The sequence below is a fragment of the Flavobacterium sp. PS2 genome, from assembly GCF_046250155.1.
Classification (GTDB): Bacteria; Bacteroidota; Bacteroidia; order Flavobacteriales; family Flavobacteriaceae; genus Flavobacterium.
The window spans coordinates 728,040-742,347 of record NZ_CP176426.1 but is presented as its reverse complement, the minus strand read 5'-3'; the positions used below and the strand labels follow the sequence as shown (position 1 = coordinate 742,347).

General features: G+C 30.3%; 11 protein-coding genes. 9 read left to right on the top strand and 2 right to left on the bottom strand.

Annotation, left to right across the window (positions count from 1 at the left end; all coding sequences use genetic code 11):
- Positions 1-40: 40 nt before the first annotated feature.
- Positions 41-2,506 (bottom strand): AAA family ATPase, encoded by a 2,466-nt coding sequence (locus ACJ6WR_RS03140; protein WP_409417024.1) that lies wholly within the window; start codon positions 2,504-2,506, stop codon positions 41-43.
- Positions 2,507-2,512: 6 nt separating this feature from the next.
- Positions 2,513-3,568 carry a PKD domain-containing protein gene (locus ACJ6WR_RS03135; protein WP_039112676.1) on the bottom strand — a complete coding sequence of 352 codons (1,056 nt, stop codon included), beginning with the start codon at positions 3,566-3,568 and terminating at the stop codon, positions 2,513-2,515.
- 690 nt (positions 3,569-4,258) lie between these two features.
- On the opposite strand from ACJ6WR_RS03135, the gene ACJ6WR_RS03130 reads away from it, so the two are divergent.
- The 9 genes from ACJ6WR_RS03130 to ACJ6WR_RS03090 all read left to right on the top strand — a co-directional run bounded on the left by ACJ6WR_RS03130 (position 4,259) and on the right by ACJ6WR_RS03090 (position 14,213).
- Positions 4,259-4,774 (top strand): C40 family peptidase, encoded by a 516-nt coding sequence (locus tag ACJ6WR_RS03130; protein ID WP_240474698.1) that lies wholly within the window; start codon positions 4,259-4,261, stop codon positions 4,772-4,774.
- On the top strand, positions 4,758-5,702 hold the full coding sequence (locus tag ACJ6WR_RS03125; RefSeq protein WP_240474700.1) for a hypothetical protein: 945 nt from the start codon (positions 4,758-4,760) through the stop codon (positions 5,700-5,702). Before ACJ6WR_RS03130 ends, ACJ6WR_RS03125 begins: the two co-directional genes overlap by 17 nt.
- A 2-nt stretch (positions 5,703-5,704) precedes the next feature.
- Positions 5,705-6,691 (top strand): TssN family type VI secretion system protein, encoded by a 987-nt coding sequence (locus ACJ6WR_RS03120; protein ID WP_039112680.1) that lies wholly within the window; start codon positions 5,705-5,707, stop codon positions 6,689-6,691.
- Positions 6,692-6,725: 34 nt separating this feature from the next.
- Positions 6,726-7,805 (top strand): peptidoglycan-binding protein LysM, encoded by a 1,080-nt coding sequence (locus ACJ6WR_RS03115; protein ID WP_409417023.1) that lies wholly within the window; start codon positions 6,726-6,728, stop codon positions 7,803-7,805.
- Positions 7,806-7,890: 85 nt separating this feature from the next.
- Positions 7,891-8,385, top strand: coding sequence for a DUF4280 domain-containing protein (locus ACJ6WR_RS03110; protein ID WP_039117169.1), 495 nt, complete (start codon positions 7,891-7,893; stop codon positions 8,383-8,385).
- Between the two features lie 11 nt (positions 8,386-8,396).
- Positions 8,397-11,051, top strand: coding sequence for a hypothetical protein (locus ACJ6WR_RS03105; RefSeq protein WP_409417022.1), 2,655 nt, complete (start codon positions 8,397-8,399; stop codon positions 11,049-11,051).
- Complete coding sequence (locus tag ACJ6WR_RS03100) at positions 11,042-12,034, top strand: hypothetical protein (protein WP_409417021.1); 993 nt, start codon at positions 11,042-11,044, stop codon at positions 12,032-12,034. Before ACJ6WR_RS03105 ends, ACJ6WR_RS03100 begins: the two co-directional genes overlap by 10 nt.
- A 156-nt stretch (positions 12,035-12,190) precedes the next feature.
- Positions 12,191-13,180, top strand: coding sequence for a hypothetical protein (locus ACJ6WR_RS03095; protein WP_409417020.1), 990 nt, complete (start codon positions 12,191-12,193; stop codon positions 13,178-13,180).
- A gap of 169 nt (positions 13,181-13,349) precedes the next feature.
- Positions 13,350-14,213, top strand: coding sequence for a hypothetical protein (locus ACJ6WR_RS03090; protein ID WP_409417019.1), 864 nt, complete (start codon positions 13,350-13,352; stop codon positions 14,211-14,213).
- The last annotated feature ends 95 nt before the right edge of the window (positions 14,214-14,308 follow it).

Here is a 14,308-nt window from a genome sequence, read left to right as displayed (position 1 = left end):
AAATCTTAGCGTTTTTCATTTATAATATATGGGAATTAAATTAATTTTCTGAGTTAATTAATGCTTCCTCTTTAATCCATTTTACCTCGTCATTTTCGATAACGACAATCATTTTATCGCCATCTTTTACTTCGCCAGAAATTATTTTCTTGGCCAATGGTCTTCTTAAATGACTACGAATAATACTCTTAATAGGTCTTGCACCGTATTTGGCATTGTATCCATTTTCTGCCAGATATAGTTTGGCTTCCATAGGAATTTCAACAGTTATATTGATGTTTTTAAGTAAATCCATGAACTCTTTTTTGAGGTGGATTTCAAATATCTTCAATGCGTTTTCTTTGCTAATAGGAGCAAAAGGAACAATTTCGGTTAATCGTCCTAAAAATTCTGGTCTAAAATAATTCCCCATAATTTCCATTAAGGAAGTTGAAGTTGGAATTTTACCACTATTAAAAGTTTCTACAATATGATCTGCACCAATATTTGAGGTAAAAAGGATAATAGCGTTTGAGAAATCTCCTTCTTTACCTAATCGATCATGAAGTTTTCCTTCGTCCATAATTTGCAAAAACACATCATATACAGAGGTATGTGCTTTCTCGATTTCATCAAATAATACGATTGAATATGGTTTTTGTCTTATTTTGTTCACCAATAATCCACCTTCTTCATAACCCACATATCCCGGAGGTGCTCCATAAAGTAATGCTGCAGAGTGCTCTTCTTTAAATTCGGACATATCAAAGCGGATAATAGCATTTTCATCCTGAAAAAGGAATTCTGCCAAACTCTTTGCTAGTTCTGTTTTTCCTGTTCCTGTAGGTCCTAAAAAGAAAAATGAAGCAATAGGTTGTCCGGCTTTACTTAAGCCTGATCTTGATTCTAAGATAGATCCTGCAACTGTAGCAATACAATGGTCCTGACCAATAACTCTTCGACCTAAAACTTCTTCAATATTGTTTAATTTTTGCTTTTCTTCCTCTTTTAGTTTTCCAGCAGGAATACCTGTTTTTTGAGCAATAATAAGCGATAAATCAAAAGCTTCGATATGTACACGTTTGTCTAAAGCTCTTTCTTCAAGAGTACTTATTAGGCTTTCGATATGGTTGATGATAGACTCTGATGTTTCAAATACTTTGTTGTCATTTTGTTCATCAACAACCATCAAAAATGTTGTCTTATTGATTAAATCGGTAAGGAACCAGTTTGATTCTTTTATTAATTGTTCTTCAGATAAACCAGCATCATTTTGCTTTAAAAGCTCTAATTTATCAAGAATTGATTGTTTTTCTTTAAGAAAAGTTTCGCCAGACGTTTTTAAAACCGACATCGTATGGTCGATAAGATTAATAGCCGATTCTGGTAGACTTTTTTCTTTTAAATATCTTTTGGATAATCGAATAGACTCAGTAATTGTCTCATCATCGATTTGTATTTTATGATGTTCCTGATATGTTTTAATGGACTCGCGAATCATTCGAAACAAAGTGTCATCATCAGATTCTTCTAGTTTTACAATCTCAAACATACCAGATAAACCTTGTTCTTTTTCAATTCTTTTGGTGTATTCATCGATTGTCGATGTAGCAATAATGTTTAATCCTTTAGCTAATTCGCCTTTTAAAACATTAGAAACACCTGAATCTCCACCGTTTTTATCTAATAGAATATGAATTTCTTCGATGATAAGAATCGCTTTAGGAAACTGTCTTAGTTCCTGTATGCAATTCTTTAATCTATCCTCGATTTCGCCTTTATAAGAAGCTCCAGCGATTAGGGATGATAAATCTAGTTCAAAAAGTTGTACTTTGTTTAAGACATCTGGAACTTGATTTGCAATTACATTTTGAACAAGTGTATCTATTAAAATTGATTTTCCAATACCTCGATCACCAATTAACAATACATTGGGTTTAGAAAATCGACAAAGAATTTCTTTAATCGTGTTTAATTCTGTTTCACGACCAATAGCAACTATTCTCTTTTTCTTTTTTTCGAGGTTTTTATGAATGCAATATTTGCCTAAAAAGCCTTTTTTGACTTCTTGTTTGGCAACGTTTTGGTCTTGAGGTATATTAGTTTGGTCTTCTAGTAATTCGTTTCGGGAAATAGGATAAGTTTTCATCTGGTCGAAGTTAAAACCTACACCAGGTGAACTTAAGGCAACTATAATGGCATAAAGAGTAATTTCATCTTCATTTAATATAGCTCTTACCGATTCGGCTTCTTTGATAATTTCATCAATTACATCGCTCGGCTCTGCATTAAGAACTTGACTTGTTTTAGGTTCATCTTCCATTCGAACTTCTGCCCATTCGTCAAGATAATAAACATCTTTCCCCATAGTTTCAAGTTGTTTTAAAAGAGATAAATCTCTGTTTAAAATGGCTTTTAATAAATGGGCTGCCGAATAATATTTGTTTGAATTGGTTTTAGCAATTTTTCTTGCTATTTCAAATGCACTTAGTAATTCTACGCTGAAAATGTTTTTTTCTTCTTCCATACTATTTTAATCTTTAGACCAGATCAAGTATTTTTTTACTTTATAGCTAATATTTAGTCCCTTAATGCAATTATTTTGTTTGTCTTTGTTTAATCGTATTGATTCTATTTTTATTTTTTTTCCTTTAATAGCAGCACATAATTGTGAAAAAGTCAACAATTCTTTATCATTTTTTACAATCGGAATATCAAGATCATCACATAAATATTCAGAGAAATCATCTTTGACTTTGCTACCTTCTGCAACTTTAGTTAGTAAAATTTCAAACTGATCTTCGGATACTTTTGGAGCCTTTTTTACTGCGCTAATACTATCTTTTTGAGTTTTAGTTTTTGGGGCAACAGGTACATATTGTAACATGTCTTCCAGAGGGTCTTTTTTAACGGAACCCCTTGGTAATGAAAAAGCTTCTGCCTTTTTTTCATATTCATACGAGGTAACATCGAGCGGATTTGTTTTCTTAATTACTCTGGTATGTACATAAATTGTTTTTTTGGCAACGGTGCTAAAATCTCCATTTATGATAAGTGTAATTGTTTTTTCGCCCGGAGTTGAAAAAGTGTATACTGGATTTGCCGAAGTTTCGTCGATTCCTCTTCTATTTTCTCCAAATGACCACTCCCATGTTCTGGCATCATCAGATTCTGATCTAAAATAGGTGGGTTGTCCTGCGGTGATTATTTTTGGGACGATAATTTGAGGAGTTCCAAATTTATCGGCAGCATATTTATCCTTAATTACGAGTTCTCGAGTATGGGTACAATCCCCATTTATGGTTAGGGTAACTTTATATTTTCCTGGTTTTTTATACACGTGAAATGTATGTCTTCTTACATCTAGTAACGACCCATCTCCAAAATCCCATTCCCATGTTTTTGCGTTATGGGTTCGGTCATAAAACTCAATGGATTCCTCGCTTTGCGAGTGATCTGAAAAAATGTAAAGCTTAACATCTTCACAGTCTACATGGTTGAAAAACTGTACTATAAATGCAACTATTCCTATCAATAATAAAATTGAAAAGAAGAATATAACCCTAATATCGATATTTTTTTTATTCATTTTTTATTTTTAAGAATTCACAAAAGTCAGAATATATTTTATAAAGTTGCTCGCAAAAATAGTTTTTATTATTTTAAGATTCCAAGAATTATTACTATAAAATTTACAAAAAATAATTTGTATTCTTACAGAATAATTTATTACGTTTGCAACCTTGTGATTATGGATGTAATAAATTCATAATATAAAGAACCAAGCTAACAAATACCACAACAGTTAGTCTTTTGGAAACTAAAAAGTGATATTTCATTTCACTTTTTAGCATTATTACATTTATTTAAAAAATAATAAATACCGTATTGTAGTATTTTTACGACTTGTATAAGTCTTTTTTAATAGAATTATAATTTAGATTGCAACAAAAATTTTAGAATAATAAAAATCTGGAGATAATTGGATGTTTAAATTCATTATCACTAAGAAAAATTATAACAAAGAATCTAAGCTAATAAATACCACAACAATTAGCTTTAAAAATTATAAGGATTAAAGGATTTTCAATAATTGATAATCTTAATAAATACTCTATTTTTTTCTATAGAGATAAAATAATAAATTTTATAAATGAAGCAGGTAATTTTATTAATGCTAATGATATGTTCATTTACGGAGTGTAGGAGTCAGAGTTATATTTCTCAGATTCCCTTTAAATATGATTATTCCTTGGATTTGTTGAAAAAACAATCTCATATGGAAGAAACTGGATTAAAGAATAAAACTGTTGTAAATGATAATTCGGAAAATTTAAGTGATGCTACTTTAGCCTTAAAGGAGAAGTATTCAATAGTTCTTGCTGTAACTCCTAATAAAATAACGAATTACAATTTGTATGGGTATATCGATACTTGGATTAATACGCCGTACAAAGAAAAAAGCTTTTCGAAAAAAGGAATCGATTGTTCTTATTTCCTGCAATCACTGTATAGTGATGTTTATAAAGTAACACTTCCTAAAGACCCTGCTGGAATGTGGAAATCTAAAGCAATTCAGATTTTTACAGGGCGAAGTTTTTTGGCAGAAGGGGATTTAGTTTTTTTTAGATACGATAAAGATCATCCTATCTCGGATGTTGGTTTATACCTTCATAACGATAGGATTTTGGCATGTACAGATAAAGGATTGGCGATTTATAATTTCAATGACGAATATTTTCAATTGCGCTATATAGGAGCAGGAAGAATCAATGAAGATGCAAAGAAGAAATAAACAGTCTCTTGAAACTTTGGTAAAAGAAATAGAGAGTATTTCTTATGATATCAGAGCCGAAATTATAGCCAATGAGCTTATTGAGAGCAATAATGTTGTCTCCGAAGAAATTATAATTTCTAACAGAGGACAATTCTCAAGAGCGTATAGGAGTGATGTTTTGGGCGCAACGATTCAGGATGATAACTATGATAAACAGGAGTATCTTAACATATTCTTGTCTAGAGATAGTATTTATGATGCGCTACCAGAGGGTTATGTTCATAGTTTGAGTGAGAACAATACTGATAAGTCTGTTCGACAAATGATAAAAGAGCATAAGCATCAGAAAAAACAAGAAGCTGAAGCTCGTAATTTTTTTATTCCTTTTGAAAATGAAATTTTTCATTATAGGACTAAGATAGAAAGTGTTGAGAGAGATTTTTTATACAAATTAAACGGAAGTAAACCGTTAGATTTCTTTTATGATTTCTGGGGTTTGCCACATATTTACCCAGCAGTTTTGGTGTCTAAGTTTATTCAGCTTTTGCCATACGCTTATAAGATTGTTGGTGATATTGATTTAGCATGCCGCTGTTTAGGCAGTATTATAGAAGAAAAAGTACAATATAAAATAACAAGTTCTAAAGAATATAGTGATGAGAGTCAGCAAATTAATTTAGGAGAGAATAGATTGGGTGTCGATTTTATTTGCGGTAACAAGTATATGGATTACTCCATGAATGTAACCGTCGAGATAGGACCTATAATCAATAAGCCTTTTCAAGATTATATTCATGAAGGCGGGGTTAAAAAATTTATAGATTGTTTTTATGAGCATTTTTTTCCAATGGAAGTTGAGCTTAAAACAATCTTATTAATGAATGAAGAAACAGAAGCATTTAATTTTAGTAAACAACCTGTGTTGGGGTATACAACACGAATTTAGAAATGGTAAAGAAACATTTAGCAGCGCTTATAGATATTAGGCTCATTGTATTTCTGGTTGTAATTATAGCAGTAAGTGTTATTCTTACAATGGTATTTAGTGATAAAATAAAAGAATTTGCAGTAAAATATAAGAAGAAATTCTACATCTATATATTTTCATTTGTGCTTATTTACGCATTAGTAGCCTTCTTGGGTTATAACAAGTTATTTACAGAACTATCCGATGAATTTCTGTTTTATCAAATAGCTTCTTTATTGTTTGGATGCCTCCATGTTTATTTATACCGATGGTATTTTGAGGAATTTAGTATGAAATCTGTTGGTATCGAATTGTTATTTTCGTTATTAATTATACTGTACTCAAGTGTTCTGTTTATAATTATTTATACAGCACTTAATGGTATTGGGCTTACTTTCCTAATGTGCTCTCATTTCTTGGTATTTATTGTTCCTACTGGGATTTATGCTGTATTTAATTATATGATGCAAATACCACCTAAAGAATATGTTACCTGGAGAATACCTAAAGGGAAAAATCCTTTTCCAGAAATTGATGGTGTAGAGATGAAGGATTTATTACTTATAACCTTGTTGATCCAGAAAAAACCTGATAGTGCTACTTATACCTCTCTTAGATCTAAAGGCCCCGTAAGGATTGATTTTGGGAACTTATTTTATCATACTGTTTCGGGATATAACGATCATAATGCCGAAAGCATAATAGATTTGGACCAAAATGGTGAAAACTACAATTGGGTGTTTTTCTTGCAACCCAAATGGTATCAAAGTGCTAAGTACGTAGATGCGAAATATACTTTGGGAATGAATGGTATTACCGAGAACTCGGTTATTATTTGTAAAAGACAGAAAGAAAAAGAAATCAAAGTAGATAAAAAAAAGAAGAAAGATGAAGAAGGTTTTATGTACGAACCTACTGTAGAGGAAAAAAAAGGAAGTAAAAAAGAAGTTAAAGAACCTGCATTGTAAAATTGTGGAATAAATTAAAATTAGCTAAGACATAATGTACTATATAGAGGGATCTGAGATGTCATCATACGACAAACATCGCATTTATAAAATAAGGGTAGGAGATACGCTGGAAAGTGTAGCTCATAAACTTGGTATAGATGCCAGAGAACTCAGACGATATCATAATATATATTGTCCTATTCCTGATTTAATCGAAGCTGATTTTAAAAGTCATCTGGAATTATTGATTTTGGCTCCTGTAAATAGTGTCAATGCAGAGAAAAAAAGCATTGAGGATGGAACAGCAAAAGTTGTTTTAAAAAATGATTACACATTGCCATTTCTGCTTAGAGGTCTTGATAAGAAATATAAAGTGCATTACACTAGCGAAGTAGGAGATCAGGTAGATACTATTACTACAGAAGTAAATGTGAAATGGCTTGCTGTAGATAAGAATAAGTTTCAGCTTTTTGAAATTAACAAGGCGTCTAATATTTATATTAATGCCGAAAAGCCTGATACAATGATGGATGAGTTGGGAGCAAAAACTGCCGAAATCCTCTATCCATTAAAGATTGTAGTTGACGGAACAGGAAAATGGGTTGATATTTATAATTATAATGAAATTGTAACTCGCTGGGAAGATACTAAAAGAGAAATTTTAGATTATTATGAAGGAGAAGTAACTAATGCTTATATAGAACATACCGAGTATGCATTAGAAAGTTCAGAAACATTATTGGCATCATTATCTTCTGATTATTTTTTGAGAGCTTTTTTTAATGGTATTCATGTAGGATATACAGCCAATTACTCTTTTGAGAATAAGATTTCTTTTCCGTTAGAGAAAAATGAAGAGTCTCTATTTACAGTAGAACAAAAGGTAGCTCCTTATTTAGAAGTATCGGGTTTAATTAAAGTAGAGCAAAAAGGAACTTATATAGATTCTAGTTTTGATGAAAGTTTTGGGTTTGAACCTTGGGAAGGGAATTATAGAGCAACCTATTTTTTAGATTCAGATACTTATTGTATAGAAAATATGAATTTGGAATGTAGTATTGACTACCATGAACCCATAAAAATAGCTATAACAATAGATTCTCTACCAGATAAAATTGAGACTGAGAGCTAAAAAAGATAATAATTGATTTGAGTAAGATTTATAAAAAAGAAAACGGAATCAACAAGGATATTTAATATCCAAAAAAGGTAAAGCCATGAGTGAGAAACATGTAGTAGTACAAGGAGCAACGGTAAAATGTAAGTTTAGTGTAGAGCCTAAGTTGGATAAACTTAAGGTGAAAACACAAAGTAAGCATTATGCTAATGACAAAGATGCCGAAAAAAAACTCATAGCAACCGATAAAGAAATTGGACAAACACTAGAGAAAAACACTTTTGGTAAATGTAAGATGCAACCTAACGGAAGTGGAGATTATTTGCCTTGTAAAGCAACGATTACCAAATGGAGTGGTTTTTATGATAAAGTTACATTATCTAATAAAGGGAAAATTTTATTAGAAGACAGTAAAGCAACTTGTCCTATAGGAGGACCGGATTGTATTACTGTAGATAAGCATGGACAAAAGGCAGAACCAGGAAAACAAAATGCAAAAAAGGCTAAGCCACAGGTAAGTAATCAAATAAACCCACTGGTAGATACTGCTAAATTTCAAGAAAGTTTAGAAGAGAGTGATTCTATTTGTAAATAAAATTAAGCAGTATGTCAGATTTTAAAATAACTGGTAATCCTAATCCTGTAGTAGGAAAAGAAGAGTTTTATACGATAAATGCTTTTTTTGGTAGTTTGCTACCCAATCCTCTTATGCCTAAGAGTTCGTTTGGTCCACCAGTTTCCTGGACGATACACGTATTGGAGAACGGTAAGTGGCGAAAAACAAAAGAGAATGACAAAACAGGAGATAAAGTATCTTATACTTTCTTGCAGAAGAGTCTGGAAAGAAAAGGTATCCGCATATTGGCAAAAAGAGGAGAAGAAGTTGCTCGACTAGATATAAAGACCCAAGCAGCTGGGAGTCCAAAAATTGATAGTGTAGAATTACTTGATAAAAGCGGAAAAAAGCCTGCGAAGCCATTATCTTATGGACAAACACTTAAGGCCAGAGTACATTGCTTACACATGGAGAAGCGCAAAGTGTATGTTACCCTATGGGAAGATGATGCAAAGAAGGGTGGACATAATACAGCGAATGAAAAAAATATAATAGAAACACGTTTTGGTATCGTTAAAAACGGAAAAGCAGATGTTGATTTTCCTTTAAGACCAAGTTTTGCAAAAATTGCAACAAAAGCAGGACCAGAAAAAGACAAGATCCATGAATATTATGTGACTACGGAATTTAATAAACAAAAAATACCTAGTAATAATGTTAATGTAAACGAGCTTGAAGTTCCCGTAGCACCTTTTAAAGGTAAAACAACTACTCCGGCGCAAACGCAACCGGTTAAGAACAATGTGCCTGTACAGAAGCCTAAAACTCCAACTCCAACTGTGCCAACACAGACAAAAGTAAAAGGCGTAATTAATAGTGTAAACATTACTGATGCTAATGGAAACAAAATAAAAGGTGTTTTTAAAGAAAACCGAATTAAAGTTTGGATAAATTCTAAAGGGCTTATCGGGAAAGAAGTTCGTCTTAAATTGTATGATGAAGATGTTGTTAGCGATGATGAATTACTTGATCAAAAATTTACTATCCAGTCAGATTTACATGTTAGGCTAGTACCTCTAAACACAATACCAAGAAGCTTAGGAGGTGATTTTGGAGAAGGACCTGAACTAGAGCTGTTTGCATATGTTGAAGTGTTATCAAGTGGTGTGAATAAACCAAGTGGAATAGTAAATGTAGATGCTACAGTATTTAAGCCAGATCCTATAGAGCCTTCGAGTAGTGTGATGAAGCAAGGTAAGAATGATAAAAAGGATGAGAAGAAGGATGATAAAAAGGGTAAATGTTTAAATTGTGAAAAAGATATTACACTTAAAAATATAGAAGACATATTTGGAGTATATACAAAACATAAAAGTGCTAGACAAGAAATAGTTAAATATATAAATGAATTTATAAAATTAAGTAGGAAAAAAGGAAAACCAATCCATTTAGATACTTGTTTGAGGAAAGCCCATTTTTTTGCACAAGTAGGGACAGAAACATTAGGAATAAATCCAGATTGGATGGTGGAGACAGATGCAAAAAGGTATACAGTTGCTAATTGTAAAAGGGTATTTGGAGACAGGGCAAAATATCTTGAAAGAGCAGGGCTATTAGATAGTTATTGTAATGACAACCCTCAGAAGAGACTTCTAAATTATGTTTACGGCAAAGGAAATGGTTTTGATAATGGAAATGGAAATGAGGCAAGTGGTGATGGATATAAATTCAGGGGTAGAGGGCTAAAACAAATTACAGGAAGGGATAATTATAAAGATGCTGCTAAAATTTTAAAGGATGTTTTTCCAGAGTACTTTATTGATTTAGAAGCTAATCCTGATAAAGTTAAAGAGCCAAAATATGCTGTGCTAACTGCTTTTGCATATTGGGAAAAGCATGAAATTTGGAAAGTAGCAGACTCATTAAAAGAGTCTACAGATTCTAATATAAAAAAAATAAGAGGTAAAGTAAATCCTGGTCTTGCAGGTTGGAAAGAATGTAAAATGCATTTTGAAAAAGGAATCGAAGTATTTAAAGTTAATCAATGTCAACCTACTACTGTTTCAGAATCTAAGGAAGATAATGGGAAGTGGAGGTTTCCAATAGATAATCCAATGTTGTGTATGTACTCACAAGGAGGAGGACACAAACCATGGCACGGTTCTTTTGGGAAAAATATAAGAGATGGAAGTGTTAATCATACAGGAAATGATTTATTGGCTAAACCAGAAACTAAAGTTTATGCTTGTGTAAGAGGTGAAGTTCATAAAATATATACTTCTTCATCAATGGCAGGAAATGTAGTTGTGCTAAAAGTTTTGGATGTTGAAACATTTAAAAGTATGCGAAATGACAGTTATGTCCCTAAATACAAAAATAAAGGAGAAATTTTGGAGAACGAATTTGATCAAAATGCGACAATATATCTTACTTTTTGGCATTTAAGTAAGAATAATTTTTACAAAGAAGGTGATGAAGTAAAATATAATGATGTAATTGGTTTGACCGGAATTTCTGGGAATAATGGTAGTAATTTCACTACACGAAACCCTCATTTGCATTTTGAAGTTTCAAATGTCGGATCTGCAGCTGGCTTAAAAGGAAAATGTAATCCATCAGTTTATTTTAAATTCAAAACTGAAGATGAATTATCGCAAAAAGAAATAGATTTTCAAAATAAATTAAAGGAGAAAGAATGGAAATAATAGGTTTGTTTAAAACAAAAAAAGTACTTTTAATTTGTTTATTGTATACAATATTTTGTTGTAAAGGAGAGAATAAAGATAATGGTACGACGTATAAAAGTAGTAATAGTGGTATAATTGTTAATGAGTCCTGTTTTGTTAAGCAAAAAAGTTTTAATAAAAAAGAGGATAAGGAATTAATATACAAATATGAAAATGAAACTTATGAAATAAAGAGCAACAACGAACAAGCTTATGATATAGTATTAAATGGTAAAAAATATTTGTCAAATCTAAATTTAGAAAGTGCAAACATTAACTTTTATTATTACAAATGTGAGAATAAAAAGGTCTTTTTAATTGAAGGAGATGATTATTATAGTTCTGTTTTTTTTGTATATGTTTTTGAAAATGAAGATCTATATTATTTAGGAGATTTCGATATTAATCAGCCAAACGTAGAAAAATCGGGTGTTTTAAAAAAAGATTTTAAGATTTCGTTTAATAATAATGAATTCATTATTGATGCTTTAGTGAAAGATAAGCTTTTTAAAACATTCTATTTAAAACAGAAAAAGAGTATACCTCAAGAATCTCAAGATTCTAAATTAGATTTAAGCGGATTGTGGAGATTAAACTGTGAGAATTCCTTAACTACATTTGATATTTCTGATAAAAATGGTTATTTGTCATTGTACTCAGATAATGCAATTTACATAAATGTGGAAATAATTAATATTGAAGATAAAGTTGGGGAATATTATATAAGATTTAAAAATACTGAGTCGCAACAAAATTACAGTGGAGATAAAAAAAGTATTGTCGATAATGAGATATCCAAATCAGAAAATATTGGAAGACTTGTTTTAAAAAATAATAAGCTTCTGCTTTATTGGAAAGGATTGTTCAATGATAAGGCTAAAAAACTGGACTTTGAACAGGATTTTATTTTAATTAAAGAAAATGAAGGTAAAAATCCTATAACATTAACAAAATGCGACTAATAAAGTTGTTCAGATAGTGTAGCAGATCAGTAATTTTTATAAAAAAAATATTTGATTTCCAAATAACAACAAGGTCATTGACGTATTGAAAAGAAAAGCCCCAGCTAGCAAGTGAAATACTATCGTTAGCTGGTGGAATTTTTATAAAAAAAGAATATGAAAAAAATATTGAGTATTATATTTTTAGTCTTACTCTTTACTAATTGTAAGGAAAATAAAAAGGCAGATAGTGATAAAGATTTAGGAGATAATTTAAAAACAGAATCAGTAAAAGATTCTTCTAATAAATCAGTTGAAAAAAATAAAGAAGAAGGTATAAAGAATAATAATACAGTTGGAAATGATTGGACTTTTTATAAAATTTCTGAATCTTCTATATCAGGAACTCCTAAAAAAACAGAATCAGAAGTAATAAATCAATTTAAAAATATAAAAATCGAAATTGATGATAAAAGTGTAAAAATTGGAGATTTATGTTCGTTTGAATATTATAAAAGTAATAAGACACCAATAAAATATTATGAAAGCAGTAAAACTGCTAAATTATATGAATCTATATTCTTAAAGAATGGTCTAAAGCTTGGTAATTCATTGATTGTATATCAATCATTATATCCTGAAAAAGCATGTGAAATTCCATGGGATGAGTTATTAGTTGTCGATAATACATTAGTGATTGTCTTTGATGATTATCTAGTTTTCTTTAAAACAGGAAATAATGTTGATAAAAATGACTGCTTCTCAAAAGCAAAAATTACAAGTTTGCCCATTACAAATAGTATCATAGATGGCAATAATGTATGGAATGAATTAGATTGTGATATAGCAAATTTAAAAACTAGAGATTATCTAAGATTACCCGATGTTAACGAAGTCAAAGTTTTTATTATAGGCAATTTTAATTTTGATGATTTTACATATACGTTAGTAACATTAAAGAATAATAAAGTTATTACTAAAAAAGATATTGGTTTTGCTAAACAAGGAGATGAACCAAATACAGTTTCTGAATTTACTGAATTTGAAGTTAGTAAAGATTATGTTTTTAGTTTAAATACCAAAACTAAAAAAGGGGGAGAATTTAAAACTATAAAGTTAGAGAAGTTTAAAATAGATAATGACGGTTCGATTGTAGTTGTAAAATAATTTTTCAACTATTTAATATATAATAAAAAGGAACAACAAGGTCATTGACGTATTGAAAAGAAAAGCCCCAGCTAGTGAGAGTAAAATTCTCTTGCTAGTTGGAGGTATTCCTAAATTGATAAAAGAAAAATGTGTTTAAAAAATGAAGATGATTCTAAATGTAAATAAAATGAGAGCAATAATGTTAATTCTTTCACTACTTCTAATTAGTTGTAAAGATTCTTCAATTATAAAGAATAATGGAAAAAAGAATAAAGATGATATTCTTAACATTGAAGGACATACTTTCTTCAAAGTAACAGAGACAGATTCAGGAAAAGTTTTATTAAAACCATGTGATGCATCTATAGAGAAATACAAATTTTATAAAGACACTTTATATCATAATTTGGGACAGGAATATGATTTAATCAAAAGAATATCATTTATAAAAAATGAGGGTACTTATATATTTAAAGGATATAACTTTAATACAAAGAAGAATGAAGTAATTCAAATTAAAAAAAATAATTCTGAGGAGTATTATTTAGAAATAAATAATCAAACATTTATTGATAGCTTGTTTATAAATAAAATAGTTCTTACTAAAGAGCCTTGTATTGATGGTGATAAAGAAACAAACGATATTTCTGAGGAAACTATAAATTTTGAAAAAGATATTGTTTCAGCTAAGTCATGGTCTAATGACTGCAAATTAGATGAATCGTATGTATATTTTAGTGTAGTTGGGGGACAATTTGTATTTCGACAAAGATTTAGTATTAATACTAAAATTAAGAAAATAGGAAATAATGAATTTCATGTTTTATTTGATAATAGTTATATGAAAAGACCATATCCTGATAATATGGAAAATTACCAAGATTTCTCAGCAACTGAACCGATTGGGAAAATGAAAAAAAAAGGAAATGCGATTGAGTTTATTTGGTATGGATTTTATAATACTAAATCGAAAAAAAGAATTCATTTAGAAAACCCATTTACTAAAAAAATAGAGACTGAGCCAATTGCATTGACAAAATGTGATGACTAAATTATTGTATAAATTTAGAGTGCTTATTCATATTAGTGAGTAAATAAAGTAATAAGGTCATTGACGTATTGAAAAGAAAAGCCCCCAGCTAGTAA